We start from the raw sequence: 25,574 nt of genomic DNA, 5'->3' as shown, positions 1-25,574 counted from the left end.
CTACGCCCCGTAGAACAGCTCCTCCGCCACCGCCCGCGCCCTCCGCGTCATGCGCCGGTAGTCGTCGACCATCTCCCCCACATGCCCGGGCCCGTACCCCAAGTACCGCCCCACCGCCCCCAGTTCGCGGGAGTCCGACGGGAAGGTGTCGCCCGGGCGCGCGCGCACCAGCATGACGCCGTTGCGGACGCGAGTGGCGAGGACCCAGGCGTCGTCGAGGGTCTGGGCGTCCTCCGTGGACAGCAGTCCCGCGGCGTGGGCGGCGGCGAGGGCCTCGCGGGTGCGGGTGGTGCGCAGGCCGGGTTCAACCCAGCCGTGGCGCATCTGGAGGAGCTGGACCGTCCACTCGACGTCGCTGAGGCCACCGCGGCCCAGCTTGGTGTGGAGGGTCGGGTCCGCGCCGCGCGGCAGGCGTTCCGTCTCCATCCGGGCCTTGAGGCGGCGGATCTCGCGGGCCGCCTCCTCGCCGAGGCCCTCCACGGGATAGCGCAGGGGGTCGATCAGCTCGATGAAGCGCGCGCCCAGGTCGGCGTCGCCCGCCATCGGTTCGGCGCGCAGCAGGGCCTGGCTCTCCCAGACGAGCGACCAGCGCCGGTAGTACGCGGCGTACGAGGCGAGGGTGCGCACGAGCGGGCCGCTCTTGCCCTCCGGGCGCAGGTCCGCGTCGATCATCAACGGCGGGTCGGCGGTGGGGAGCTGGAGCAGGCGGCGCATCTCGGCGACGACGGTGTTCGCGGCCTGCGCGGCCTCCTGCTCGTCGACGCCTTCGCGCGGCTCGTGCACGAAGAGGACGTCGGCGTCGGAGCCGTACGAGAGCTCGTGCCCGCCGAAGCGGCCCATGCCGATGACGGCGAAACGGGTCGGAAGGGTGTCGCCCCACTTCTCGCGGACGACGGCACGCAGCGCGCCCGCGATGGTCGCCGCGCTGAGGTCGGTGACCGCGTTGCCGACACGGTCGACGAGCGCGCCGGGGTCCTGTTCGGCGGGGCTCTCCTCGGTGCCGTACGAGCCGATCAGATCCGCCGCGGCCGTACGGAACAGCTCGCGCCGCCGCACTCCGCGCGCCGCCGCGACCGCCGCCTCGGCGCCGTCCGCACGGCCGACGGCGGCCAGCACCTCCTGTTCCAGGTGCTCCCGGCCGCGCGGCTTCAGCCCCTCCGGGTCACCGAGGAGCGCCACTGCCTCCGGTGCGCGCAGCAGCAGGTCGGGGGCGAGGCGGCCGGCGGACAGGACGCGCGCGAGGTTCTCGGCCGCCGCGCCCTCGTCGCGGAGCAGCCGCAGGTACCAGGGCGTCTTGCCGAGCGCGTCGGACACCTTGCGGAAGCCGAGCAGCCCCGCGTCCGGGTCGGCCGAGTCCGCGAACCAGCCCAGCAGCACCGGCAGCAGCGTCCGCTGGATCGCCGCCTTGCGCGTGACCCCGGACGACAGGGCCTCCAGGTGGCGCAGCGCGGCGGCCGGGTCGGCGTAGCCGAGCGCTTCGAGACGCTGCCGGGCGGCCTTCGCGCTGAGCCGGATCTCGCCGGGTGCGAGCTGCGCGACCGCGTCCAGCAGCGGCCGGTAGAAGAGCTTCTCGTGCAGCCGCCGTACGACCGCCGCGTGCCGCCGCCACTCCTTGTTGAGTTCGGCGACCGGGTCGGTGCGCAGGCCGAGCGAGCGTCCGAGGCGGCGCAGGTCCTCCTCGCCCTCCGGTACGAGGTGGGTGCGGCGCAGCCGGAACAGCTGGATGCGGTGCTCCATCGCCCGCAGGAAGCGGTACGCCTCGTCGAGCTGGGACGCGTCCACGCGGCCCACGTAGCCGCCGGCCGCGAGTGCCTTCAGCGCGTCGAGCGTGGTCCCGCTGCGCAGCGTCGCGTCACTGCGGCCGTGCACCAACTGCAGCAGCTGGACGGCGAATTCGACGTCGCGCAGCCCGCCGGGGCCCAGTTTCAGCTCGCGGTCTATCTGGGCGACGGGGATGTTGTCGACGACCCGGCGGCGCATCTTCTGTACGTCGGGGACGAAGTTCTCGCGCTCCGACGCCTGCCACACGAGGGGCGAGACGGCCTCGATGTAGTCCGCGCCCAGCTCGGGGTCCCCCGCCACCGCACGGGCTTTCAGCAGCGCCTGGAACTCCCAGGTCTTCGCCCACCGCTGGTAGTACGCGAGATGGCTGGTGAGCGTGCGGACGAGTGGGCCGTTGCGGCCCTCGGGGCGCAGATTGGCGTCGACGGGCCAGATCGCGCCCTCGACGGTGGTCTCCGAGCAGATCCGCATGAGGTGGGACGCGAGCCGGGTCGCGGCCTTGAGGGCCGTGGACTCGTCGGACCCGTCCGCCGGCTCCCCGACGAAGATCACGTCGACGTCCGAGACGTAGTTGAGCTCATGGCCACCGCACTTGCCCATCGCGATCACCGCGAGCCGGCAGACGGCGGCGTCCTCGGGCGCGGCGGTACGGGCGATGGCGAGCGCCGCACGCAGCGTCGCCGTCGCCAGGTCGGCGAGCTCGGCCGCGGTCTGGGCGACGTCCGTGGTCCCGCACACGTCGCGCGCCGCTATGGACAGCAGACAGCGGCGGTAGGCGACGCGCAGCGACACCGGGTCGGTGGCCTCGGCGAGCCCGCGCTCGAACTCCTCCACACCGGGGTGCAGATCGGCCGCCTCGTACGTCACGAGCGCATACCAGTCGCGCGGGTGCCGCGCCAGGTGGTCACCGAGCGCCTCGGACGCGCCGAGCACGCCGAGCAGTCGGTCCCGCAGCGGTTTCGCGGAGATCAGGGTGTCGAGGAGGCCCTGCCGCTCGTCGGGCTCCTGTGCCTCCACCAGGCGTACGAGCCCGCGCAGCGCCAGGTCGGGGTCGGCGGTGGCGCCCAGCGCGTCGAGGAGGACGGAGTCGGCTCGTACGGGCGCCATCTCGGGCAGGTCGAGGAAGCGCTCCGCGACCGCGGGGTGGGTGAAGCCGTGCCGCAGCAAGCGGGTGAACGTACTGCTTCTGCGCCCCGGCACCGTCATCCCGCCGCCTCCGATCACGCACCCGATCAAGGTCCCGGTCCGAGCCTAACGGCAGGCGGCGGATTGCGATGAGTCCGGTCGGCGGGCGGAGTCAGCACTTCGAAGGGACCATGTGAAGGATGCAGGACCGAGAGGACGCCGACATGCCTGCACAGTCGCAGTCGCAGTCACAGTCACAGGAGCAGCCGCAGGGAGCACAGGAGCCGCGGACCGAGCTGGACCCCCGCTACAGCTCCCCCGACGCCACCGCGACGCCGTGGTCCGACGCCGTCGCGCTGCTGGAGAAGGCCGAGGTCTTCTGGCTGGCGACCGTACGGCCCGACGGCCGCCCCCATGTCACGCCGCTGCTCTGCCCCTGGCTGGACGGGGCGCTGTACTTCACCACGGGTGAGGACGAGCGCAAGGCCCGCGACCTCGCCGCCAACCCGCACGTCGTGCTCACGACCGGCACCAACGCGTCCGACGGCGGCTGCGACCTGGTCGTCGAGGGCGAGGCGGTCCGGATCGGCGACGAGAAGCGGCTGGCCCGGCTGGCCGAGGCGTGGGCGGCGAAGTACGGGCCGGAGTGGCGCTTCGAGGTACGGGACGAGGCCTTCCACTCCCAGGCGGGTGGCCGCGCCCTGGTCTTCGAGGTCGCGCCCCGCACGGCCTTCGGCTTCGGCAAGGGCGAGACCTTCAGCCAGACCCGCTGGCGCTTCACCGGCTGAGCCCCACCCAGGACCCGTGTTCGGAGAGCCACCATGGAATGGACCCTCGAGGTGATCACCGTCCCGGTCACCGACGTCGACCGGGCCAGGGAGTTCTACGTGGACAGATGCGGATTCAGGGCCGACGTCGACGTGTCCCCGTTCGAGGGCGCCCGCTTCGTACAGCTCACCCCGCCCGGTTCCCGTTGCTCCATCGTCCTCGAGGCCGGCCTGCCCGACTCACCGGGCCAGCCGCGGATGGCCCCGGGCTCGCTCCAGGGCCTGCAGCTCTGTGTCACCGACATCGACGAGGCCAGGGACGAACTCTCCGCCCGCGGGGTCGAGGTCGGTCCGGTCCAGCACGTCGGGCCGTCCGGCTGGGAGGATGGCAAGGGCAAGGAGACCTGGAACTCCTTCCTCTTCTTCAAGGATCCCGACGGCAACGGCTGGGTCGTGCAGGAGGCCCCGGTCCCGCTCGCCGAACGGTGACGGACGGCCGAAGGGCCGAGACCCCCCGGAGGGCGCCATGGAATGGACCCTCGAAGTGATCCTCATCCCGGTCACCGACGTCGACCGGGCCAGGACCTTCTACGCCGATCAGTGCGGCTTCACGGTCGACCACGACACCCGCATCGGCAAGGGCGTCCGCATCATCCAGCTGACCCCGCCCGGCTCGCCCTGCTCCATCGTCATCGGCTCCGGCATGCCCCCCGCCCCCGGCCAGACGACGATGACGCCGGGCGCGATCCAGGGTCTCCAGCTCTGCGTCCCGGACATCGCCTCCGCCCACGACGAACTGCTCGCCCGCGGCGTCGGGGTCAGCGCCGTCCAGCACGTCTCCCCGACGGGCTGGGCCCCGGGCAAGGGCGATCCCTGGAACTCGTTCATGTTCTTCCAGGACCCCGACGGCAACGGCTGGGTGGTCCAGGAAGCGCCGACACCCCTCGCGGAACGCCGCCATCTCGTGTGACGGCGTGCGAGGGGTGCGAGGGGAACGACGGCGGCGGAGGACTACGGCACGTCGACGAGGATGATCAGGACGTTGTCGAAGTTCCTGTGGTGGACGAAGTCGAAGTAGTCGCGGTCATCATCGTCGTCGTCGTCGCAGTGGTGGCCGTGGTGGCGACCGTCGTGCCAGCTCCCCCAGTCGGAGCACCCGCGGTCGGCCCTGACGTCGCTCGAGGCGAACGCCCCGGTCGCCGGCATCACGCCAAGTGCGAGTCCTGCAGCCGCTGCCGAGACTGCAGCAACGATCCTTCGGCGCATTTCCATGCACCTCCCAGCGCTTGTCGCCAATCGGGCATTCAGCCCATTTACACCCTCCTCTCTCTTCGGGCACGTCGTCAACAACACGCCATGGCCGACGGTTCACCACCGTCGGACCTCGGGTCACGTCGGCGGGATCCTCCCTGACCTGTGGTGACAGCACCGGCAGGTTCTTCCGCAGCTCGAAGGCCGTGACCTCGGAGCGGCACTCCTCCCACTCCTGCATCTTGTTGCGCGGGAAGTGATGAGCCGCCGCGCCCCGCGTGCCACTCTGTGCCGGTCGCAATAGCCTGGCGATCCCAGGGAGGCCTGGAGGTGCACGATGCCCCGGCCGGTGCGGAGCGGCGCGATCTCGTTCGGCCTGGTCACGATCCCGATCAAGCTGCTGCCCGCGACCGAGGACCGCAGCGTCCGCTTCCGGTCGCAGCGCGCAGGGCTGGGAGATGCGCCTCCTCTACGCGCTGTCGCCCTGCGGCCTGGCGCTCCTGGCAGTGGGTCAGGGATGGTCGCTGCGCCGTAGAAGCTGACCGTCGCCCCGCCGGAGACGCCGGCCGGCGCCCGCACCGCCCGCTCCCCGTGCGTGCGACGCGGCATAGTCCCGCACGCCACGCCGCACGCGTCCGTCGTCCCGCTCATGCAAGCCGGGGCGGCCTCCGGGTCAGAAGCCGCACCACACGTAGGAGCCGTTGCCGGGCAGCAGGGTGTCCTTCACCCACCCTTCGGTGCCGTCGTCGCTCTCGTTCCTGAGATACGTCCAGGTGGACCCGTCAGAGGCGACCGTGTAGCAGTGGTAGTCCAGGGTGTCCTGGTTGTCGGCCCAGCCCTTGACCGCGCAGCTTGTGCTGGAGCCGCTGCGCATGTTCGCACTGACGCCCGCCGTCTGCCTCGGCCAGCTGCTCGAGTCCTTGTCCGGCGCCGTCCTGCCACAGGAGGCGCTCGCCGAGGCCGTTCCCGCGGTACCCACCACCAGCCCTGCCGGGACGGCAAGTGCTGCCACCATCAACGACGCCAACTTCACCCGTCGTGCCACTCGCATATCCGATCCCCTCCCGATGGCCCCTGACCTTTTGCCCTGGGCACGGAAGGAGCATGGGGGAGCAGCGGCTCCGTCCGGAAGAAGTTTTGAGCTCAGTCGAATTGAGCGCCGTGGCTCGACTCGTGGACCGCAGATGTCGCCGCCGTGTGCGTTTCGGGCATCGCCGTCCTCGCGCCCCCGCCAACCCGCCGACGCACCGCGATGCACCTGCGGGTGTGCCCTGTGACGCGCCTGTGACAGTCGGGGGACACCGTCATGAAGTCGCGGCGGCAGGCTTTTGAACAGAGGACAAAAGACTCTATTCGGACATACGCCCCCTGCTTCCGACGGTGCGAGCAGTGACGACGACCGTCCGATCCGTCGGAGGAAATCCCATGAGCCTCGCACTCGCCACGCCGAACACCGAAACCGCCGCACCCGCCCTGGCCCCGCGCGAGCAGGAGACGCTGCGACACATCGCCGCCGGGCGCACCTACCTGCAGACGGCCCGCCACATGGGGCTCTCCAAGCACACGGTCGACGCCTATCTCCGCCGTATCCGGGCCAAGCTCAACATCAACAGCACGGCCGAGCTCACCCGACTGGCCATCTCCCTCGGCCTGTGACACCCTCCTGCCCGACGGGTCACCACCCGTGGACGGGACTCCGGCCCAGAGCCGGTGACAAGCCGTAGGGCCACCACCGTCGGTCGGTCTGGCTCGCTCGGCAGGGCGCTGCCGCCAGGGCCAGACTACCTAGAATCGAACTTATGTACGAATAAGTCGCGTCTGGAGCGCCTGCGCAGTGTCCGCGAGTGGCCGGCCCGGCAACTGCGCCGCACCGACGAGATCATCGCGGAGCTTGAGCGGCAGGAGGTAGCGGCTGCCCGTGCGGTCCGTACGGGGCCCCCGCCCCAACCGGGGTGGAAGCGCGCGATGCAACGAGCGGGCGGTAAGGCTGTGAGCACGTGGTCGGCCTCGGCGCCACGCAGATCCTCGACGGTGCAGTGGCCGTCGGCGACCCCAACCGCAGTCGCACGTGCCGTCCCTCGTCTCCCGCAAAGCACTGCGCCGGCCGGACGGAAACGGTCCAGTGTTGCCGCGCGGGTGGCCAGTTGCGGCGGCACGGTGTCGGTGGTGCTGTTGAAACGAAGGAGGTGGCCGCACCCGGCCCAATGCACAACCGGTCGATACGAGTCGCTTTCCTGTTCATCTATTTCGCGCTCATATATCGAAACGGGAGCGGACATGGGCAACACGAACCAAAGCCTTCATGCCGATGTGCTCGTGATCGGGTTCGGCAAGGGCGGGAAGACGGTGGCCACGACGATGGGTCGGCTCGGCAAGCGCGTGGTGCTGGTCGAGCGGTCGGAGAGGATGTACGGCGGCACCTGCCCGAACGTCGGCTGTGTACCGACCAAGGCACTTGTCCACCATTCCCGCAAACGTCGGCCGGAGGACGTGCCGCAGGAGTGGTACGAGCGCTCCGTCGGCGAGGTGCAGGCGCTGACCAAGCTGTTCCGCGGCGTCAGCTACGACGTGTTGAACGACATGGACACCGTCACGGTGATCACCGGCGCGGCTGCGTTCACCGACCCGCACACCGTGAGCGTCGAGACCGGCGACGGCCGCCTGACGGTCACCGCCGAGACGATCCTGATCAACACCGGGTCGGAGCCGATCGTCCTCGATATTCCCGGCCTGCGGACCAGCCAGTACACCGTGACCAGCCGCGAACTGATCGACACGACCATCCTGCCGGGACGGCTGGCGATCATCGGAGGCGGCTACCTCGGCCTGGAATTCGCCTCGATCTATGGGCAGTTCGGATCCCAGGTCACCGTGCTCGAGGCAGGACCGAAGATCTTTCGCCTCGTGGATGACGACGTTGCCGCTGTCGCCGAGGGCATCCTGGTGGACGAAGGCATCGAGATCATCGTCGGTGCGAACAGCACGGAAATCCGTGACGGCGAGACCTCCGCGACCGTCGTCTACGAAAAAGACGGCCAACAACACACCCTGGAAGCCGACGCGATCCTGGCCGCCACAGGCCGCGCACCGGCCACCGGCGATCTGGCGCTGGACGCCGCCGGTGTGCGCACCACCGAGCGCGGCGCGGTCGAAGTCGACGAGTACCTGCGCACCAGCCAGCCGCACATCTTCGCCCTCGGCGATGTCAACGGCGGGCCGCAGTTCACCTACATCTCCCTCGACGACAGCCGCATCGTCCTCGACCAACTCACCGGCGAGGGCAAACGCTCCACCGCCGACCGGGTCGCCATCCCCCACACCCTCTTCATCACCCCCCCACTGGCAACCGTGGGACTCACCGAGAAGGAAGCCCGCGCGGCCGGGCACCGAGTCAAGATCGCAAGCCAGCCGGTCGCCGAGATCCTCCCCATGCCGCGTGCGTACATCGTCGAGGAGACCCGCGGAGTCATGAAGTTCGTCATCGACGCCGACACCGACGAGATCCTGGGCGCCGCCCTGCTCGCCGTCGAAGCGCAGGAACTCATCAACACCGTCGCGCTCGCCATGCGGCACGGGGTCACGGCGGCCGAACTCCGCGACACCGTCTACAACCACCCCACCTCCACCGAGGCCTTCAACGGCGTCCTTGCCACCATCGTCCGAGCCGACACGTAAAAGCTGCCGGCATGCCATCCATCCCGCAGACGGCTGTGATCGCCGAGTGGCGACGGTTCGGCCGCGCCCCAGTCAGGTCGCCCCGAGCAACCGCCCCCGACGCGCCTGCCGAGGTGCGCGCTCGAGTCCGGGCCGACACGCCCAGGTCCATGGTCCACAGCGAAACCCGGCCGAAAGGGTGACCCGCTGGGTCCCCCGGCATGGTCACCTGGCGTGGGCCGGGCTGCGCAACCAGAGCTGATACGGCGCAGCGGTACCGCAAACGGGCCTGTCGCAGCAGTTGCGGGTACGCCGGCAGGCCGCCGGGAGCCACCGGGTCTGTTGCGACGCATGTCCAGCAGCGTCGGCTGATCTCAGAGAGGGCCGTGGACAGCCTCTCTCTGCGGCGCTGACTCGCCCCACGGCCCACAGACGGCCCAGGCCGGTAAGACGCCTTCGGGCCGACGGTCCGGTGACCGTCGGCCCGGAGTGGCGTCCAGTGCGAAAAGCCGCGCTGACCTGCGCTTACAGCACCGGCAGGTTCTTCCGCAGCTCGAAGGCCGTGACCTCGGAGCGGTACTCCTCCCACTCCTGCTTCTTGTTGCGCAGGAAGAAGTCGAAGACATGCTCCCCGAGCGTCTCGGCGACCAGCTCGCTGCGCTCCATCAGCGTGATCGCCTCGCCCAGGTTCTGCGGCAGCGGCTCGATACCCATCGCGCGCCGCTCGGCGTCCGACAGGGCCCAGACGTCGTCGTCCGCGCCGGCGGGGAGCTCGTAGCCCTCCTCGATGCCCTTGAGGCCCGCGGCGAGCAGGAGCGCGTAGGCGAGGTAGGGGTTGGCGCCGGAGTCGAGGGAGCGGACCTCGATGCGGGCGGAGCCGGTCTTGCCCGGCTTGTACATCGGGACGCGGATCAGGGCCGAGCGGTTGTTGTGGCCCCAGCAGATGTACGAGGGGGCCTCGCCGCCCGATCCGGCGGTGCGGGCCGAGCCGCCCCAGATGCGCTTGTAGGAGTTGACCCACTGGTTGGTGACGGCCGAGATCTCGGCGGCGTGCTGGAGCAGGCCGGCGATGAAGGAACGCCCCACCTTGGAGAGCTGGTACTCGGCGCCCGACTCGTAGAAGGCGTTCCGGTCGCCCTCGAAGAGCGACAGGTGGGTGTGCATTCCGGAGCCCGGGTGCTCGGAGAAGGGCTTCGGCATGAAGGTCGCCTGGACCCCCTGCTCCAGCGCGACCTGCTTCATGACCAGGCGGAACGTCATGATGTTGTCCGCGGTCGACAGCGCGTCCGCGTACCGCAGGTCGATCTCCTGCTGGCCGGGCGCGCCCTCGTGGTGGCTGAACTCCACCGAGATGCCCATGGATTCGAGCATCGTGATGGCCTGGCGGCGGAAGTCCATCCCCACGTTCTGCGGGGTGTGGTCGAAGTACCCGGAGTTGTCCGCGGGGGTGGGGCGGGACCCGTCCAGCGGCCGGTCCTTCAGCAGGAAGAACTCGATCTCCGGGTGGGTGTAGAAGGTGAAGCCCAGGTCCGAGGTCCTGGCCAGGATGCGCTTGAGCACGAAGCGCGGGTCCGCGAAGGACGGGGAGCCGTCGGGCATGAGGATGTCGCAGAACATCCGGGCGGTGCCGGGGGCCTCCGCACGCCAGGGCAGGATCTGGAAGGTGCCCGGATCCGGCTTGGCGATCATGTCGGACTCGTAGACCCGCGCGAAGCCCTCGATCGCGGACCCGTCGAAGCCAATGCCCTCATCGAACGCCTGCTCGAGCTCGGCCGGGGCCACCGCGACCGACTTGAGGAAGCCGAGCACATCGGTGAACCACAGGCGCACGAACCGGATGTCGCGCTCCTCGAGCGTGCGGAGCACGAATTCCTGCTGCTTGTCCATAGCCACATCCTTGCAGTTCAGACGGCCTGTGCACCACCGCCAGGGCGTAGGGAGGAGCTTCAGTATCACGACCCGGGGTTTCGCCCAGATTACGCACCCCGTATGACATGCGGCACGCCCCCGCCACTACCATCAGCGCCCATGGGGGGCCCGCGGCACAAGCGCATCGTGCGCATCGCGCGTCCCACGGCGCTGGTGAGTGCCGTGGCGACGCTCCTCGCCACGCTCTTCATCTGTCTGGGCGGCCGGGCCGACGCCCGTACGGAAGCGGGACTGGACCATGCCGACGGCCATACGGCCATCACGGCCGCTCCCTCCGCCCAGGTCCGCGCCGAGTACACCTGTCCGTACGACCGCGGCGACTGCGGGCTCTTCCCGCATCTCAGCCCGGCCGTGCTCACCGCCCCGCCGGTGGACGGGCCCGTGGACGGCGCCACGCCGCCGCCCGTCCCCGCCCCGGCGCACGATGCCGGTCCGGCGCCCCGCACGGGAGCGCTTGCCCGCGCCCCGGATCTCCACGTCCTTCAGGTGCTGCGGACGTAGCGGGGCGCTCCATCCCGCACCGCACGCACAGCACCGCACCGCATCGCACGCGCCGCCTCGCACGGCACCGCGCCGCACGCGAGCGACGCAACGACGTCTCGACGCAACGACGTATCGACGTATCGACACAGCGCAGAAGAAGGACGAAAATTCATGGCCACCAAGACCAGCAGCAACGACCGCCGGGCCCGCATAGAAGAGATGCGCCGCGCCGACCAGGCCCGCGAGCGCCGCAACCGCATCATCACCATCTCGGTGAGCGCCCTCGTGGTCGCCGGGCTCGTCACCTTCGGTACGTACGTACTGAACAAGGAGTCCGAGAAGAAGGAGCAGGCGGAGGCCGCCGCCAAGGCGCCCGTCAAGGAAGAGAAGTCCTGGGACGCGAAGAAGCTCGGCCGCAACCACGTCGCCAAGGCGGTGACGTACCCGATGAAGCCGCCGGTCGGCGGTGACCACAACCAGGTGTGGATGAACTGCGACGGCGACGTCTACGACAAGGCGATACCCGACATGAACGCCGTGCACTCGCTCGAGCACGGCGCGGTGTGGGTCACCTACAGCGACAAGGCCCCGGCCGGCGATGTGCAGAAGCTCAAGGACAAGGTCAACAAGACCCCGTACTCGCTGATGAGCCCGGTGAAGGACCAGGCCGGGGCGATCATGCTCAGCGCCTGGGGCAAGCAGGTCACCGTGGACGGCGCCGACGACCCGCGGGTCGACCAGTTCTTCACCAAGTACGTCCAGGGTCCGCAGACCCCGGAGCCGGGTGCCGCGTGCACAGGCGGGCTGAGCTCGTGACCCTGAGGCTGACCCGCACGCACTGGGCCTCGATCAGCGCGGTCGTACTGGCCCTGCTGTTCGCGGGCGCGGCCACCGTCGCGTCCGCGGGCGACGACGGCGGCACGGGGACCGCGGCGACGGTCCCGGCGGCGGACTCCGCCGAGGCGGGCTTCGCCCGCGACATGGCGGTCCATCACCAGCAGGCGGTGGAGATGTCCTTCATCGTCCGCGACCGTACGCAGGACGAGGAGGTACGCCGGCTCGCGTACGACATCGCCAACACGCAGGCCAACCAGCGGGGCATGCTGCTGGGGTGGCTGGATCTGTGGGGGCTGCCGAAGGTGGAGTCGGGGACCGAGCCGATGGCCTGGATGTCGTCGGCGGGTTCCGCACATGCAGGGCACGGCGGGCAGAGCGGCCATGGCGAGCACGGCGGGCACAAGGCGCGCGACGGTTCCCTGATGTCCGGCATGGCCACGAAGACCGAGCTCGACCAGCTCGCCGAGGCGAGCGGCAAGCAGGCCGAGATCCTCTATCTGCAGCTGATGACCGACCACCACAAGGGCGGCGTCACGATGGCGCAGGGCTGTGCCGACCTCTGCACGGTGCAGACGGAGAAGTCCCTCGCCCAGGGCATGGTCGACGCCCAGCGGTCCGAGCTGGACCTGATGGCCGACCTGCTGAAGAAGCGGGGCGCGGCGCCCCGCGGCTGACCGGGCTCCGCCGCCCGCCCCGGACCGCCGCACCGTCCGGGGCGGGCGGGTGGCCGCCACGCACAGCGGCGGCCCGTAGGAACCGCTCGTCCCGTCGGGCGCCTCGCCGATGACGGCGGTAACGTCGAATACGGCCTTCTCACGGAGGCCGAGGTGAGCGAGCCGGGCCATCGGCAGGCTCCAGTCCGCCCGTTCGGGGCAACCTTCGGGCTACCACGGGTGACGTCGGGGGACAACGGTCGTCGCGTGGGCCGCACTCAGGAGGTACGAACTCCATGACCACCGCCAAGGACATCATGCATCCCGGGGCCCAGTGGATCCCGGCGCACGAGACGCTCGACCGCGCCGCGCAGCTGATGCGCGAACTGAATGTGGGCGCACTGCCCATCGCCGACGCCGATGAACGGCTCTGCGGCATACTCACGGACCGCGACATCGTCGTCGGCTGTGTGGCAATGGGCCATGACCCGTCACGGATCACGGCCGGTGACATGGCCAAGGGCACCCCGCGCTGGATCGACGCGGGCGCGGATGTGGACGAGGTGCTGCACGAGATGCAGGACCACCAGATCCGCCGGCTGCCCGTGATCGAGAACAAACGGCTGGTCGGGATGATCAGCGAGGCCGATCTGGCCCAGCATCTGCCGGAGGACCAGATCGCGTCGTTCGTCGAGCAGGTGTACGCGAGGAGCTGACCCCTGTCGGGTCCTCCCCCACCTGATCCCGACCCTGACCCAGGTCCCGTCCCTGATCCCGGTCCCGACCCTGACCCAGGTCCCGTCCCTGATCCCGGTCCCGACCCTGACCCAGGTCCCGTCCCTGATCCCGGTCCCCACCCTGATCCAGCACCGCCCGGGCCACCGCGTCCGGGCGGTCCAGCATCATCAGATGGCCCGACGGTTCGACGGCCTCGAAGCGGGCGTCGCCGAGCCGCCGGGCCAGCGCGCGCTGACGCGCCGGCCAGGCCGGCGCGATCCGCCCGACGCGCCCGTCGTACGCCACGAGCACGGTCACCGGGGCCCCGTCCGGAAGCGGGAACCGCTCGCGCAGGGCGAGCAGTTCGGCGGCGACGGCACGGTAGTGGGTGTTCTCCAGCAGGGCCCCCCGCAGCACCCGCGAGGTGCCGTAGCAGCGGCGTACAAGCGCGGCGGGGGCCGGGTCGCCGCCGCTCGCGCGGGAGAGCCGGACCATGGCCCGACGGGTGAGGGGGCCGAGCGCGGCGGGCGCGCCCACGGCGGTCAGCGCCGTCCCGACACCGCGCGCGACGGCCGTACGGACGGCGGGGGCGGCGGGTACCCGCGCATGCTCCTCGACGCTGGAGTCGACGAGGACGATGCCGGACGTACGGGCCGGGTGGAGGCGGGCGAAGGCTTCCGCGTGGAATCCGGCGATGGAGTGGCCGACGACGGTGGCGGGCCCGCCGCCGAGTCCGAGCGCGTCGAGGAGCGCGGCGATGCGGTGGGCCTCGCCGGCGGCGGACGGGGGCACGAGCGCCGGTCCGCTCAGTCCGTGACCGGGGCGGTCGAAGCGGACCACGGTGCGGTGCGGTGCGAGCAGGGGGACGACGGGGTCCCAGTCGAACCAGCTCATGGCGAGGCCGGCGCTCAGGACGCAGACGGGGCCGCTGCCCTCGACGACGACGTGGTGCGGTACGCCGCCGATCCGTACGAAGCTCACCTTGCGCGTCTCCCCTCCCGCGCCACGGACAGCGCGAGTACCGCCAGCCACCCTGCCACGAGCAGCACCTGGACGCGCTGCCCGGCGCCGAGCGCCCAGCTGCCGCGGCCCGTCTCGAGGGCGGCGACTGCGGCCAGGGTCCAGGCGGTGGCGGCGAGTTCGAGGACGACGAGGAACGGTCCGGTCCGTGCGAGGGGCCGCCACCAGCCGTAGCGGCGGGCGGCGGCGGTGAGCGCCACGACGCCGGTGAGCGCGCCGGCCATGGCGAGACCGGAGCTGACGGCGTGCGCACTGTGGGTCGCCGGGACGAGCCCCGCGGTCTCGCGTGCCGCGCACTCCGGATCCGCGGTGGGGGCACAGCTGAGCGGCAGCTGTGAGTCGAGGGCGGTCGCGGCGCCGAACAGCAGCAGTCCGGCCCAGCCGCCGACCGCCCAGGGGCGCCGCGGCAGCCGCACCAGGGCCACGCACGCACCGGCGAGCACGAGCAGCCCGGCGGCGAGGTCGGTGGCACGGAACAGTCCGCCGAGGGGCTGGTCGGCGGCGGCGAGTTCGCTGACGTACGCCCGGACGGGATCGAGCCCGGTGTGGAGGACGAGTTCGAGCACCCATGCGGTGTACGCGACGGCGCCGAACGCGATCAGCAGGGCGACAGTGCTGGACTTTCCGAATGATTCGGACATGATGGCCCCGCATGCATGCTGATGCGCGTCGTTAGGTGTCGTTGGTGTCGTTACGTGTCGATACGATCCATCTACCCGGACTGTATACCCGGTAGGGGTAGTGTGCCTCGTATGACGAACGACCGGAGGGACCCGTACGGACGGCACCTACTGCCGTTCGCCGCCCTGCTGTTCGGAATATCCGCGCGCCCGCTCTGAGCGGCGGCCCGGGCACAGGCAGGGAGCGAAGGAGCGCCCGCCGCTGTCCGTACGGCCGATTCCGCCACCCCGCCGGACCGTGCTCGTCGCCTCGTCGGTGCTGCGCCAGGAGGAGCGCGTCCGGCCGTCCCGTCCTGCCCGGACGGCGGTGGCAGACGCACGCCTCCCCCTGCCTTCACCCCACAACGAGGTGCACACCAGACATGCGCATGGACCACACCAGTCAGACCTCCCGCACGCGTCGCTCCGTGCTCGGCGCGGGGATCGCCGCGGCCGGCTCCGGGCTGCTCGCCGCCTGTTCGAGCGACGGAAGGGTGCACCACGGCAGCCCTGGCGCGCCCGCGGCGAACACCCCCGACGGCTTCGTCGCACCGAGTGACAGTGAGGTCGACGCGGCGCATCCGGAGCCGGTGGGACCGCTCCGCAAGCACACGTTCACCGCCACCCCCACCGCGGTCGAGCTGGGCGCCGGACGCACCTTCAGGTCCTGGACGTACCAGGGCCTGCTGCCGGGCCGGGAGGTACGGATCACCGCGGGCGACACCCTGTCGCTCACCCTCGCCAACCATCTGCCGGTGGCGACCACGGTGCACTGGCACGGCATCGCCATCCGCAACGACATGGACGGCGTGCCGGGGGTGACACAGCGGCCGGTCAAGCCGGGCGAATCGTTCGACTACCGCTTCGCCGTGCCGCACCCGGGCACGTACTGGTTCCATCCCCACATGGGTGTGCAGCTCGACCGCGGGATGTACGCGCCGCTGATCGTGGACGACCCGCGGGAGCCGCTCAAGTACGACCACGAGTGGATCATCGTCCTGGACGACTGGATCGACGGGGTGGACGGCTCGACCCCGGACGACGTCCTCGCCCAGCTCCGCCACGGCAAGCCCGCCATGGGCCACGGCGGGGAGCACGAGGGCCACGAGGACGACGGCCAAGGGAACGGCAAGCCCGACGGGCCGCTGGGCGCCGGCGGCGGGGCACTGTCGTCGGCGCCGGCACAGGACGGGAAGGCCCCGTCACCGTCGCCGTACCGCGGGAAGGGTCCGCGTCGGCTGATGACGGGCGCCCACAGCGAGCTGCTGGGCGGCCACGCGGGCGACGTGGCCTACCCGTACTACCTGATCAACGGGCGCACCGCGGACGACCCCACCCAGTTCAAGGCCAAGCCCGGCGACCGGATCCGGCTGCGGATCATCAACGCCGGCGGGGAATCGGCCTTCCGGGTGGCGCTCGGCGGACACGAACTCACGGTCACCCACACCGACGGCTATCCGGTCCGGCCCTACCGGACCGACGCGCTCGTCATCGGCATGGCCGAGCGGTACGACGCGCTGATCACCGCGAAGTCCGGGGTCTTTCCGCTCGTCGCGCTCGCCGAGGGCAAGAAGGGCCGGGCGATGGCGGTCCTGCGCACGGGCAGCGGCGCGGTCCCCCCGCCGTCCGCGCACCCCGCGGAGCTCGACCGCAAGGTGCTGGTCTCCGCCCGCGGACTCGTGCCGGACGAGTCGGTCGCGATGTCCCACCGCAGGTACGACCGCCTGATCAAGATCACGCTGACCGGCAACATGAAGAAGTACGACTGGGGCATCGACCACAAGCCCTACGACCCGGACGTGCGCCACACGGTGGAACGCGGCGAGCGGGTGCGGCTGGTGGTCATCAACGCCACCGACATGTGGCACCCCGTACATCTGCACGGCCACACCTACACCCTGGCCGGCATCGACTCGCACGGCGCGCGCAAGGACACGTCGATCCTGCTGCCGCACCACAAGATGGTCGCGGACTTCGACGCGGACAATCCGGGCCTGTGGATGCTGCACTGCCACAACATCTACCACTCGGAGTCCGGGATGATGACGACCCTCGCGTACCGCCGCCGCCGCAGGTAGCTCTCCGCACCGCTCCCCGGCGCAGCCGCCGCGGGAGTGGGGCGGCCCACATCTCCGCACAGGGACATTGCGTCAGAGAGACGATTACACTGGGCGCGTGCCTCAACTTCGCCTCGCTCTGAATCAGATCGACTCGACCGTCGGCGACCTCGCCGGCAACGCCGAGTCGGTCGTGCACTGGACCCGGCACGCCGCCGAGCAGGGAGCGCACCTCGTCGCGTTCCCCGAGATGGTGCTGACCGGCTACCCCGTGGAGGACCTGGCCCTGCGCTCGTCCTTCGTGGAGGCGTCCCGGGCCGCCCTGCGGGCACTCGCCGCGCGCCTCGCCGACGAGGGTTTCGGGGAGATCCCCGTGATCGTCGGCTATCTGGACCGCTCCGGGAAGGCCCAGCCGCGGTACGGCCAGCCCGCGGGCTCCCCGCAGAACGCCGGGGCGGTGCTGCACCGCGGCCAGGTGGTGCTGAGCTTCGCCAAGCACCACCTGCCCAACTACGGCGTCTTCGACGAGTTCCGCTACTTCGTGCCGGGCGACACCATGCCGGTCGTCCGTGTCCACGGCATCGACGTCGCCCTCGCCATCTGCGAGGACCTCTGGCAGGACGGCGGCCGCGTCCCGGCCGCCCGGTCCGCCGAGGCCGGGCTGCTGGTCTCGATCAACGCCTCGCCGTACGAGCAGAACAAGGACGACACCCGTCTGGAGCTGGTCCGCAAGCGCGCCCAGGAGGCCGGCTGCACGACGGCCTATCTGGCGATGATCGGCGGCCAGGACGAGCTCGTCTTCGACGGCGACTCGATCGTCGTCGACAAGGACGGCGAAGTCATCGCCCGCGCCCCGCAGTTCTCCGAGGGCAGCGTGATCCTCGACCTCGACCTGCCGGCCGCGTCCCCCGAGCCCCCGACGGGCGTCGTCGACGACGGCCTCGCCATCGACCGGGTCGTCATCTCCGACGAGCCGCTCCCGTCGTACGAGCCGGAGCTGACGGGCGGTTACGCCGAGCGCCTCGACGACGACGAGGAGGTGTACTCCGCGCTGGTCGTCGGCCTGCGCGCGTACGCCGCCAAGAACGGATTCCGGTCCGTCCTGATCGGCCTCTCCGGCGGCATCGACTCGGCGCTCGTCGCCACGATCGCCTGCGACGCGCTCGGTGCGGAGAACGTGTACGGCATCTCCATGCCGTCCAAGTACTCCTCGGACCACTCCAAGGGCGACGCGGCCGAGCTCGCGCGCCGCACCGGTCTGAACTTCCGCACCGTGTCGATCGAGCCGATGTTCGAGGCGTACATGTCGTCGCTCGGCCTCACCGGTCTCGCGGAGGAGAACCTCCAGTCGCGGCTGCGCGGCACGATGCTCATGGCGGTCTCCAACCAGGAAGGCCACATCGTGCTCGCGCCGGGCAACAAGTCCGAGCTGGCAGTGGGCTATTCGACGCTGTACGGCGACTCGGTCGGCGCGTACGGCCCGATCAAGGACGTCTACAAGACCTCGATCTTCCGGCTGGCGAAGTGGCGCAACCGGGCGGCCGAGGAGCGCGGCCAGACCCCGCCGATCCCGGAGAACTCGATCGTCAAGCCGCCGAGCGCCGAACTGCGCCCGGGGCAGGTCGACACCGACTCGCTCCCGGACTACGACGTCCTCGACCGGATCCTGGAGCTGTACGTCGACCGCGACCAGGGCAAGGACGCGATCGTGGCGGCCGGGTACGACGAGGAGCTGGTCGCGAGGACCCTGCGGCTCGTCGACACGGCCGAGTACAAGCGCCGCCAGTACCCGCCGGGCACCAAGATCTCGACGAAGGTCTTCGGCAAGGACCGGCGGCTGCCGATCACGAACCGCTGGCGCGAGACGACGACGCACTGACCTGCTGGTCGGCCGCCGCCACTGTGAGGGGGCTTCCCGTGACGACGCGGGAGGTCCCCTTCGCCGTACGGTCCAGCAGACCGGCGACCGCCGCGACGGCCAGGCCGACGACGGTGAGGGCCGCGCCGACGAGGGCCGGCGACGTCCAGCCCCAGCCGGCGGCGATGGCGGCGCCGCCGAGCCAGGCGCCGCCCGCGTTGGCCAGGTTGAAGGCGGAGTGGTTGGAGGCGGAGGCCAGGGTCGGGGCGTCCTGGGCCTTGCGCATGACCAGCATCTGGAGCGGGGTGGTGGTCATGAAGCCGACCGCGCCCAGGACGACCACGGTCACGAGGGCCGCCCACGGGATGTGCACGGTGAAGCGGAAGGCGACCAGCACCAGGGCGAGGGCGGCGAGCGCGCCGTACAGGGTGGGGCGCAGCGCCCGGTCGGTCAGGGGTCCGGCGGCGAGCGCGCCGAGCGTCATGCCGATGCCGAACAGGGCGAGGACGAGCGTGACGGAGGACTCGCCGAGCCCCATCGCCTCGGTGGTCATCGACGCGAGGTAGGAGTAGACGGCGAAGACCCCCGCGAAGCCGAACACCGCGGTGAGCAGTCCGAGCAGCACCTGCCGGTTGCCGAGGGCGCGCAGTTCGCGGCCGAGGCTCTGGTGGGCCTCGACGGGTACGTACGGGACGAGCCGCGCGAGTGCGGCCATGGCGACCAGCCCGATCGCCGTCACGACGAGGAACGTGGCGCGCCAGCCGAGGTGCTGGCCGAGGAGGGTGGCGGCGGGCACGCCGACGATGTTCGCGACGGTGAGGCCGAGGAACATCGTGGCCACCGCCCGCGCCTGCCGCCCCTCGGCGACGAGCCGGGCGGCGACGACCGCGCCGACCCCGAAGAACGCGCCGTGCGGCAGCCCCGCGAGGACGCGCCCCGCGAGAAGCGTGCCGAAGCCGGGGGCGAGCGCGGAGGCGAGGTTGCCGACCGTGAACAGGGCCATCAGCAGCACGAGCATCCGCTTGCGGGGCACGCGCGAGCCGAAGGCGGTGAGCAGCGGGGCACCGATGACGACCCCGATGGCGTACGCGGAGACGAGGTACCCGGCGGTGGGGACGGAGGTCCCGAGATCGTCTGCGACGTTGGGGAGCAGGCCCATCATCACGAATTCGGTGGTGCCGATGCCGAAGGCGGAGACGGCGAGTGCGAGCAGCGCCAGGGGCATGAAGAGAGCCTTTCCGATTTAGTTCTCCTACGGAACAAAGGCTCTCACGCGGATTCTTCCCGCACGTGAACACATGGTTGCGCCGAGATTTTCCCCACCGCGCCTGGCAGGCACCGGGGCTCCGCCCCGAACCCCGCCGGTTCCGGCGCCCATCAAGCCCGTCCGGCGACCGAGGACGGACACGCGGGCCACCCCGCGGTATCGGCCGCCCGCAGGGCGCGGGGGGCCGGGGCGGGGCCCCGTGGTGGGGGAAGGTCAGAGCTTGACGCGGGCCGCGATCGGGAGGTGGTCGCTGGCCGTGCGCGGGAGGGTCCAGGAGGACACCGGCTCGACGCCCCTGACCATGATCTGGTCGATCCGTGCCATCGGGAACGACGCCGGCCAGCTGAAGCCGAAGCCGTCCCCCGCCGCGCCCTGCGTCGAGCGCATCTGGGACGTGACCGCGTTCAGGGCACGGTCGTTCATCGTGCCGTTGAGGTCGCCGAGCAGGATCACGCTGCGCACCCCGTCACCCGCGATCGCCTCCCCGAGCGCGTCCGCGCTCTCGTCCCGCTGGTTCGCCGTGAACCCGGCGTTCAGCTTCACCCGCACCGAGGGCAGGTGCGCCACGTACACCGCCACCTCGCCCGCCGGCGTCGTCACCGTCGAACGCATCGCACGGACCCAGCCGAGCCGGATGTCGACGTTCCGGGTGTCGCTCATCGGGTACTTGCTCCACAGCCCGACCGTGCCCCGCACGGAGTGGTAGCGGTAGACCGACGCGAGCGCCTTCTCGTACGCGGGGACCGCGTCCGCCTTGAGCTCCTCCAGCGCCACGACGTCCGCCCCGGACTCCGCCACCTGGCGCGCGGTGCCCTCCGGGTCGGTGTTGTCGGCGTTCACATTGTGCGTCGCGACCGTCAGGTCTCCCCCGCCGCCCGTCTTGTCCGTCAGCAGTCCGCCGAAGAGATTCAGCCACACCACCGCCGGCACCAGCAGCGCGATCAGCGCCGTCGCGGACCGTCGCACCAGCCCGCACACCAGCAGCACCGGGACGAACACCCCCAGCCAGGGGAGGAACGTCTCCGTCAGACTGCCCAGGTTGCCCACCCTGTTCGGAATCTCCGCATGGAAGATCATCAGCAGCGCGAGGACCACGGCACAGATCGCGAGCAGGATGCCGCGCCGCCAGATCCCCGCGTCGCCGCGCCAGCGGTCGAGCATCGCCCGGACCCGGGATCCGGGACGGGGGTCCTCCCCGCCGTCGTTCCCCGTCTCCGTCATGTATGCCTGCCGCATCACGTTGTCCTCACTGCCTTGCTGACTTGCTGCCTTGCTGCCGTACGGCTCAATACCGCTCGTCCCGCACGCCGGTGCACGCCCGCCCCGACCCTAGGCGATGACCGACGGCTTGCTGCCGTACGGTCACGAGGACGACCTGGCGGCGCGCCGGGTTCCGATCAAGGACGTCAGCACGTCGGCTGTGACAGAACGCGCATATTGCACGTCACGGGCTGTGGTTCTCAGGCCATGCATCTCAGGCTGGGCATCCGGATTGCCCGTCAGGGGGCCGCCGTTGGCGGCGGACGCAGCCCCTGCAGCGCCACCGAGACGATGCGCTCCGCCAGATCGTCGGCGAGCGGGGCGTCGGGCCGCATCACGGCACGTACGAGCATGGGGCCGACGACGAGATCGTTGATCAGGTCGATGTCGACGTCGCCGCGGATCTCCCCGCGGGCGATCCCGCGCCGCAGAATCTCCAGCACGGTCACGCGCCGGGGATCGATCACGGTCGCGACGTACGCCTCCCACAGCCTGGGGTGGCTCTTCATCTGTGCCACCACGTTGTGCAGAAGCGTCGACGAGCGCTGCGCGAGACCGCGCACGCGCACGGACTCCAGCATCACGACGAGGTCGTCGCGGGCGGAGGTGCCGGGCAGTTCGGGGTCCGGGGGCTCGATGTCGCGGAGGACCTCGACGAAGAGCTCCTCCTTGTCGCTCCAGCGCCGGTAGATGGTGGCCTTGCCGACCCCCGCCGTGCGGGCGATGCGCTCGATGGAGATCTCGCCGAGCGGTACGCCCTCCTCGAGGAGGGTCACCACAGCGGCGCGGATCGCCCGTTCGGCCGCCTCGCTCCGGGGGCGGCCACGCCGTGCCGCTCTGCCCACGGGTGCGTCCACGCCCACGCCGGCACTCGCGCCCGCGCCCGCACCGCGCACCGTCTCGACCTCGCCCCGCACCGCCGTCGCCTCCGCTCGTCCGTCCCGTACCGGCGCCCGCTGCTCACCCGACGGCCCTCACCCCCGGGCCGCCTCCGCCTCCGGCCGTTCCCCCGCCCCCTGCAGGACGGGCGGCGGCCCGTCCTTCGCGGGACGGGCGCGCCCGGGAAGGTACCGCGCCACGACCACGGCTCCGACCAGCGTCACCGCGGCCGCCCCCAGCGAGGCGAGGTGCATGGCGCCGATGAAGGCGTGGTACGCGGGCCCGATCAGCACCTCTCCGGGCGGCCCGAGCTTCTCCACGACACTCAGCGTCGCCTCGAGCGACTCCCCCGCCGCGCCCTTGGCCTCGGCCGGCACAGCCGCCGTCGCGTTGAGGGTCGGCTCGATCCCGGTGCGGTACGTCGCGGACAGGATCGAGCCGAGCACCGCCACTCCGAGCGCACCGCCGATCTGCCGGAAGGTGTTGTTGATCGCGGAGGCCACGCCCGCCTTCTCCCGAGGCAGCGCCTGCATCACCGTGGTCGTGACCGGTGACATCACATGCCCCATTCCGGCGCCCTGGATGAAGAGGGCGATCTCGATCGCCCACAGGGGTGTCGAGGTGTCGAAGAAGGCGAAGGAGGCGAGCCCCGTGGCGATCATCAGCATTCCGGCCGTGCAGGTCGCCTTGGCGCCGAACCGGCCGACGGCCAGCCGGGCGCGCGGCGCGAACGCCGACTGGGCCACCGCGAGCGGCAGGACCAGCAGTCCGGCCTCCAGCGGGCTGTGGCCGAGCACGGTCTGCAGATAGAAGACGGAGAAGAAGGCCACGCCCATCATCGAGAGGAAGGCGAGCGCGGTCGCGGTGATCGCGGCGGAGAACGCGGGGTTCCTGAAGTACGAGAAGTCGAGCGCCGGATGGTCGATGCGCAGCTCGTACAGTACGAACGCCGTCAGCACGGCCAGCCCGCCGAGCAGGGGCAGCAGCACACCCCGGTCGGTGAGGGAGGCGAGTTCGCCGCCGCGGATGATCCCGTACACGAGCAGGACGAGTCCGACGATGGACAGCAGCACGCCGACCGGGTCGATCCTGCCGGGGCCCGGGTCCCGGGAGTCGGGGATCAGCAGCAGCATCGCGGCGAAGCCGACGATCACCACGGGGACGTTGACCAGGAAGATCGAGCCCCACCAGAAGTGCTCGAGCAGCAGGCCGCCGGTCAGCGGGCCCAGCGCGATGGCGATGCCCACGGCACCCGCCCAGATGCCGATGGCCTTGGGCTGCTCGTCCCGTTCGAACACATTCATCAGGACGGCGAGCGTGGCCGGCATGACGAACGCGGCGCCGACGCCCATCACCGCGCGGTACGCGATGAGCTCGGCCGAGGACCCGGAGAACGCGGCGAGCGCCGAGCCGATGCCGAACACGACCATGCCGCAGAGCAGTGCCTTCTTGCGGCCCGTTCGGTCACCGACCAGCCCCGCCGTGAAGAGCAGCGAGGCGAAGACGAGCGTGTAGGAGTTGATGGCCCATTCCAGCTCGGCCTGGGTGGCGCCGAGACCCACGGGCGCGGGTGTGGCGATCGTCTTGACCGCGACGTTCAGGACCGAGTGGTCCAGCACCATGATGAGGACGGTGAACATGAGGACGCCGAGGATGGCCCAGCGGCGTCGGTGTACGGCTTCCGGTACACGGGGCGGGGCGGCGGGAGCCCCCGGTGGGGTGGACATGGTCCCACTACTTCCCGGAATTTCGATACGAGACCGTTTCGTATAGAAAAATGACCGGGATGGCCCAAACATCGCGGGGGTGTGAACGGCACCACTTCACGCGACGGGCGCGGGGATGCCACCATGGATCCGGTCCGGGGACGCCGTAAGGGCGCCTCGAGATGACGAAGGAGCCGTTCACCATGACGCTTCAGGCTGCCTCGAAGCAGCCCGCCGACAGCAGCAGCAAGGCGCTGTACGGCGGCAAGGGCACTCGCCGCATCACCGTCCACGACATCGCCGCCGCCAAGGAGCGGGGCGAGAAGTGGCCCATGCTCACCGCGTACGACGCCATGACGGCGTCCGTGTTCGACGAGGCCGGCATCCCGGTCATGCTCGTCGGCGACTCGATGGGCAACTGCCATCTCGGTTACGACACCACCGTGCCCGTCACGATGGACGAGATGACCCTGCTGTCCGCCGCCGTCGTACGGGGCACGAAGCGTGCCCTGGTCGTCGGCGACCTCCCCTTCGGCTCGTACCAGGAGGGCCCGGTCCAGGCCCTGCGCTCGGCGACCCGGCTGGTCAAGGAGGCCGGTGTCGGTGCCGTCAAGCTGGAGGGCGGGGAACGCTCCCTGCCCCAGACCGAGATGCTGGTCCAGGCCGGCATCCCCGTCATGTCCCATCTGGGCCTGACCCCGCAGTCCGTCAACACGATGGGGTACCGGGTCCAGGGCCGCGGCGACGAGGCCGCGCACCGGCTGATCCGCGACGCCAAGGCGGCGCAGGACGCGGGCGCGTTCGCCGTCGTGCTGGAGCTCGTACCGGCCGAACTGGCCGCCGAGGTCACCCGCTCGCTGCACATCCCGACCATCGGCATCGGCGCCGGTCCCGACACGGACGCACAGGTCCTCGTCTGGACCGACATGGCCGGGCTGACGGGCGGGAAGGTGCCGCGCTTCACCAAGCAGTACGCGAACCTCCGGCAGACGCTCGGCGACGCGGCGAGGGCCTTCGCTGACGACGTCGTCGGCGGGGCGTTCCCGGCCGAGGAGCACACCTTCCACTGACGGCGCCACAGGCCGTAAGGCACCAGGCAACACCGCCCGAGCCACTCCTGGCACCAACGACAGCCCGCCGATCCTCCCCCGTCGGCGGGCTGTCGGCGTGCGGAGGACGCCTCCGGCACCCGGGCGTAGCCTGAAACCGGACTCGGGACCCGCCACTCCGCCCGGAAGGCGGATGATCATGGCCGGAATCTTCTCCAAGAATTTCGACTCCGCCGACGAAACCCGCCCCTTCGAGGACGGCAAGGGGAGGGTCGAGGTCCTCACCACGGACCGCGGACCTGTCGGCCGTGGCGTCTTCGAGCCGGGCTGGCAGTGGTCCAAGCACGTCAAGCCCATCGCCGGCACCGAGAGCTGCCAGGCCGCCCATGCGGGATACGTCATCAGCGGGCGGATGAAGATCGTCATGGACGACGGCGAGTCCGCGGAGGCGGGGCCCGGCGACTGCATCGGCATCGCGCCCGGGCACGACGCCTGGGTCGTCGGGGACGAGCCCTGCGTCGTCGTCGACTGGGCGGGTTTCGGGGACTACGCCAAGCCCGCGTAGGCCTGACGCCGGCCTGTCGTACGTCCTCGCAGGGCTGCCGCAGGTCTCTCGCAGGC

At 70.9% G+C, this 25,574-nt stretch carries 22 protein-coding genes and 3 pseudogenes; 14 read left to right on the top strand and 11 right to left on the bottom strand.

Annotated features, from left to right (window positions below; all coding sequences use genetic code 11):
* The gene (locus ACFV9O_RS05725) at positions 1-2,988 is read right to left on the bottom strand and encodes a bifunctional [glutamine synthetase] adenylyltransferase/[glutamine synthetase]-adenylyl-L-tyrosine phosphorylase (RefSeq protein ID WP_385412745.1); all 2,988 of its coding nucleotides are present in this window, start codon (positions 2,986-2,988) and stop codon (positions 1-3) included.
* Between the two features lie 143 nt (positions 2,989-3,131).
* Between ACFV9O_RS05725 and ACFV9O_RS05720 the strand changes: the two genes are divergently transcribed.
* From ACFV9O_RS05720 to ACFV9O_RS05710, 3 genes are read left to right on the top strand one after another with little or no spacing between them, the layout of a single operon-like run.
* The gene (locus tag ACFV9O_RS05720; RefSeq protein WP_385412922.1) at positions 3,132-3,695 is read left to right on the top strand and encodes a pyridoxamine 5'-phosphate oxidase family protein; all 564 of its coding nucleotides are present in this window, start codon (positions 3,132-3,134) and stop codon (positions 3,693-3,695) included.
* Between the two features lie 33 nt (positions 3,696-3,728).
* Positions 3,729-4,163 (top strand): VOC family protein, encoded by a 435-nt coding sequence (locus ACFV9O_RS05715; RefSeq protein ID WP_385412743.1) that lies wholly within the window; start codon positions 3,729-3,731, stop codon positions 4,161-4,163.
* 37 nt (positions 4,164-4,200) lie between these two features.
* Positions 4,201-4,644 carry a VOC family protein gene (locus tag ACFV9O_RS05710; RefSeq protein WP_385412742.1) on the top strand — a complete coding sequence of 148 codons (444 nt, stop codon included), beginning with the start codon at positions 4,201-4,203 and terminating at the stop codon, positions 4,642-4,644.
* Between the two features lie 41 nt (positions 4,645-4,685).
* On the opposite strand, the gene ACFV9O_RS05705 is transcribed toward ACFV9O_RS05710, so the two are convergent.
* Together ACFV9O_RS05705 and ACFV9O_RS05700 are read right to left on the bottom strand one after the other, a co-directional pair.
* Positions 4,686-4,880, bottom strand: a complete 195-nt coding sequence (locus ACFV9O_RS05705) for a hypothetical protein (RefSeq protein ID WP_385412740.1) — start codon at positions 4,878-4,880, stop codon at positions 4,686-4,688.
* Positions 4,881-5,097: 217 nt separating this feature from the next.
* Positions 5,098-5,181 (bottom strand): annotated as a pseudogene (locus ACFV9O_RS05700) (glutamine synthetase); the annotation flags it as partial.
* Between the two features lie 81 nt (positions 5,182-5,262).
* Here ACFV9O_RS05700 and ACFV9O_RS05695 point away from each other — a divergent pair.
* Positions 5,263-5,361, top strand: a pseudogene (locus ACFV9O_RS05695) (Ku protein); the annotation flags it as partial.
* Positions 5,362-5,598: 237 nt separating this feature from the next.
* Here ACFV9O_RS05695 and ACFV9O_RS05690 read toward each other — a convergent pair.
* On the bottom strand, positions 5,599-5,940 hold the full coding sequence (locus tag ACFV9O_RS05690) for an SH3 domain-containing protein (protein ID WP_385412737.1): 342 nt from the start codon (positions 5,938-5,940) through the stop codon (positions 5,599-5,601).
* Between the two features lie 410 nt (positions 5,941-6,350).
* Here ACFV9O_RS05690 and ACFV9O_RS05685 point away from each other — a divergent pair, with 410 nt between their 5' ends.
* Together ACFV9O_RS05685 and ACFV9O_RS05680 are read left to right on the top strand one after the other, a co-directional pair.
* A complete protein-coding gene (locus ACFV9O_RS05685; protein ID WP_385412734.1) occupies positions 6,351-6,581 on the top strand; it encodes a response regulator transcription factor in 231 nt (76 codons plus the stop codon).
* Positions 6,582-6,956: 375 nt separating this feature from the next.
* A complete protein-coding gene (locus ACFV9O_RS05680; protein WP_385412732.1) occupies positions 6,957-8,600 on the top strand; it encodes an FAD-dependent oxidoreductase in 1,644 nt (547 codons plus the stop codon).
* 504 nt (positions 8,601-9,104) lie between these two features.
* Here ACFV9O_RS05680 and glnA read toward each other — a convergent pair.
* Complete coding sequence (gene glnA, locus ACFV9O_RS05675; protein ID WP_385412729.1) at positions 9,105-10,466, bottom strand: type I glutamate--ammonia ligase; 1,362 nt, start codon at positions 10,464-10,466, stop codon at positions 9,105-9,107.
* 141 nt (positions 10,467-10,607) lie between these two features.
* Here glnA and ACFV9O_RS05670 point away from each other — a divergent pair, with 141 nt between their 5' ends.
* The 4 genes from ACFV9O_RS05670 to ACFV9O_RS05655 all read left to right on the top strand — a co-directional run bounded on the left by ACFV9O_RS05670 (position 10,608) and on the right by ACFV9O_RS05655 (position 13,197).
* A complete protein-coding gene (locus ACFV9O_RS05670; protein WP_385412726.1) occupies positions 10,608-11,009 on the top strand; it encodes a hypothetical protein in 402 nt (133 codons plus the stop codon).
* Positions 11,010-11,162: 153 nt separating this feature from the next.
* The gene (locus tag ACFV9O_RS05665; protein ID WP_385412723.1) at positions 11,163-11,807 is read left to right on the top strand and encodes a DUF3105 domain-containing protein; all 645 of its coding nucleotides are present in this window, start codon (positions 11,163-11,165) and stop codon (positions 11,805-11,807) included.
* Positions 11,804-12,502, top strand: a complete 699-nt coding sequence (locus tag ACFV9O_RS05660) for a DUF305 domain-containing protein (RefSeq protein ID WP_385412720.1) — start codon at positions 11,804-11,806, stop codon at positions 12,500-12,502. Before ACFV9O_RS05665 ends, ACFV9O_RS05660 begins: the two co-directional genes overlap by 4 nt.
* 275 nt (positions 12,503-12,777) lie before the next feature.
* Positions 12,778-13,197, top strand: a complete 420-nt coding sequence (locus ACFV9O_RS05655; protein WP_385412718.1) for a CBS domain-containing protein — start codon at positions 12,778-12,780, stop codon at positions 13,195-13,197.
* A 148-nt stretch (positions 13,198-13,345) separates the two neighbouring features.
* Here ACFV9O_RS05655 and ACFV9O_RS05650 read toward each other — a convergent pair.
* Positions 13,346-14,179 (bottom strand): annotated as a pseudogene (locus ACFV9O_RS05650) (alpha/beta fold hydrolase); the annotation flags it as partial.
* Positions 14,176-14,859 (bottom strand): DUF998 domain-containing protein, encoded by a 684-nt coding sequence (locus tag ACFV9O_RS05645; RefSeq protein ID WP_385412715.1) that lies wholly within the window; start codon positions 14,857-14,859, stop codon positions 14,176-14,178. The gene ACFV9O_RS05645 and the pseudogene ACFV9O_RS05650, both read right to left, overlap by 4 nt.
* A gap of 401 nt (positions 14,860-15,260) precedes the next feature.
* Here ACFV9O_RS05645 and ACFV9O_RS05640 point away from each other — a divergent pair, with 401 nt between their 5' ends.
* Positions 15,261-16,955 carry a multicopper oxidase family protein gene (locus tag ACFV9O_RS05640; RefSeq protein ID WP_385412713.1) on the top strand — a complete coding sequence of 565 codons (1,695 nt, stop codon included), beginning with the start codon at positions 15,261-15,263 and terminating at the stop codon, positions 16,953-16,955.
* Positions 16,956-17,052: 97 nt separating this feature from the next.
* On the top strand, positions 17,053-18,813 hold the full coding sequence (locus ACFV9O_RS05635) for an NAD+ synthase (protein ID WP_385412711.1): 1,761 nt from the start codon (positions 17,053-17,055) through the stop codon (positions 18,811-18,813).
* Here ACFV9O_RS05635 and ACFV9O_RS05630 read toward each other — a convergent pair.
* The 4 genes from ACFV9O_RS05630 to ACFV9O_RS05615 all read right to left on the bottom strand — a co-directional run bounded on the left by ACFV9O_RS05630 (position 18,779) and on the right by ACFV9O_RS05615 (position 23,925).
* A complete protein-coding gene (locus ACFV9O_RS05630; RefSeq protein ID WP_385412708.1) occupies positions 18,779-20,017 on the bottom strand; it encodes an MFS transporter in 1,239 nt (412 codons plus the stop codon). The two genes, ACFV9O_RS05635 and ACFV9O_RS05630, sit on opposite strands and share 35 nt — an antisense overlap.
* A gap of 255 nt (positions 20,018-20,272) precedes the next feature.
* Positions 20,273-21,220 (bottom strand): endonuclease/exonuclease/phosphatase family protein, encoded by a 948-nt coding sequence (locus ACFV9O_RS05625; protein ID WP_385412920.1) that lies wholly within the window; start codon positions 21,218-21,220, stop codon positions 20,273-20,275.
* A 338-nt stretch (positions 21,221-21,558) separates the two neighbouring features.
* Entirely contained in the window at positions 21,559-22,182 is a 624-nt protein-coding gene (locus ACFV9O_RS05620) for a TetR/AcrR family transcriptional regulator (protein ID WP_385412918.1), read from the bottom strand.
* Between the two features lie 111 nt (positions 22,183-22,293).
* Positions 22,294-23,925 (bottom strand): MFS transporter, encoded by a 1,632-nt coding sequence (locus ACFV9O_RS05615; protein WP_385412707.1) that lies wholly within the window; start codon positions 23,923-23,925, stop codon positions 22,294-22,296.
* Positions 23,926-24,107: 182 nt separating this feature from the next.
* On the opposite strand from ACFV9O_RS05615, the gene panB reads away from it, so the two are divergent.
* Together panB and ACFV9O_RS05605 are read left to right on the top strand one after the other, a co-directional pair.
* Positions 24,108-24,974: a 3-methyl-2-oxobutanoate hydroxymethyltransferase gene (gene panB, locus ACFV9O_RS05610; protein ID WP_385412704.1), complete on the top strand. Its 867-nt coding sequence runs from the start codon at positions 24,108-24,110 to the stop codon at positions 24,972-24,974.
* A 178-nt stretch (positions 24,975-25,152) separates the two neighbouring features.
* The gene (locus tag ACFV9O_RS05605; RefSeq protein ID WP_385412702.1) at positions 25,153-25,518 is read left to right on the top strand and encodes a cupin domain-containing protein; all 366 of its coding nucleotides are present in this window, start codon (positions 25,153-25,155) and stop codon (positions 25,516-25,518) included.
* Positions 25,519-25,574 lie beyond the last annotated feature (56 nt).

It is taken from the genome of Streptomyces sp. NPDC059909, assembly GCF_042730885.1.
Taxonomy (GTDB): domain Bacteria; phylum Actinomycetota; class Actinomycetes; order Streptomycetales; family Streptomycetaceae; genus Streptomyces.
This window is presented reverse-complemented; position numbering and strand designations above follow the sequence as displayed.

Coding starts and splice junctions, on each gene's coding strand:
- ACFV9O_RS05725 (WP_385412745.1), bottom strand. CDS start 2,988: ATGACGGTGCCGGGGCGCAGAAGCAGTACGTTCACCCGCTTGCTGCGG.
- glnA (WP_385412729.1), bottom strand. CDS start 10,466: ATGGACAAGCAGCAGGAATTCGTGCTCCGCACGCTCGAGGAGCGCGAC.
- ACFV9O_RS05655 (WP_385412718.1), top strand. CDS start 12,778: ATGACCACCGCCAAGGACATCATGCATCCCGGGGCCCAGTGGATCCCG.
- ACFV9O_RS05625 (WP_385412920.1), bottom strand. CDS start 21,220: ATGCTCGACCGCTGGCGCGGCGACGCGGGGATCTGGCGGCGCGGCATC.
- ACFV9O_RS05715 (WP_385412743.1), top strand. CDS start 3,729: ATGGAATGGACCCTCGAGGTGATCACCGTCCCGGTCACCGACGTCGAC.
- ACFV9O_RS05630 (WP_385412708.1), bottom strand. CDS start 20,017: ATGCCCCTGGCGCTGCTCGCACTCGCCGTCTCCGCCTTCGGCATCGGC.
- ACFV9O_RS05645 (WP_385412715.1), bottom strand. CDS start 14,859: ATGTCCGAATCATTCGGAAAGTCCAGCACTGTCGCCCTGCTGATCGCG.
- ACFV9O_RS05615 (WP_385412707.1), bottom strand. CDS start 23,925: ATGTCCACCCCACCGGGGGCTCCCGCCGCCCCGCCCCGTGTACCGGAA.
- ACFV9O_RS05640 (WP_385412713.1), top strand. CDS start 15,261: ATGCGCATGGACCACACCAGTCAGACCTCCCGCACGCGTCGCTCCGTG.
- ACFV9O_RS05670 (WP_385412726.1), top strand. CDS start 10,608: ATGGGGGGCCCGCGGCACAAGCGCATCGTGCGCATCGCGCGTCCCACG.
- panB (WP_385412704.1), top strand. CDS start 24,108: ATGACGCTTCAGGCTGCCTCGAAGCAGCCCGCCGACAGCAGCAGCAAG.
- ACFV9O_RS05690 (WP_385412737.1), bottom strand. CDS start 5,940: ATGGTGGCAGCACTTGCCGTCCCGGCAGGGCTGGTGGTGGGTACCGCG.
- ACFV9O_RS05665 (WP_385412723.1), top strand. CDS start 11,163: ATGGCCACCAAGACCAGCAGCAACGACCGCCGGGCCCGCATAGAAGAG.
- ACFV9O_RS05685 (WP_385412734.1), top strand. CDS start 6,351: ATGAGCCTCGCACTCGCCACGCCGAACACCGAAACCGCCGCACCCGCC.
- ACFV9O_RS05720 (WP_385412922.1), top strand. CDS start 3,132: ATGCCTGCACAGTCGCAGTCGCAGTCACAGTCACAGGAGCAGCCGCAG.
- ACFV9O_RS05705 (WP_385412740.1), bottom strand. CDS start 4,880: ATGCCGGCGACCGGGGCGTTCGCCTCGAGCGACGTCAGGGCCGACCGC.
- ACFV9O_RS05605 (WP_385412702.1), top strand. CDS start 25,153: ATGGCCGGAATCTTCTCCAAGAATTTCGACTCCGCCGACGAAACCCGC.
- ACFV9O_RS05710 (WP_385412742.1), top strand. CDS start 4,201: ATGGAATGGACCCTCGAAGTGATCCTCATCCCGGTCACCGACGTCGAC.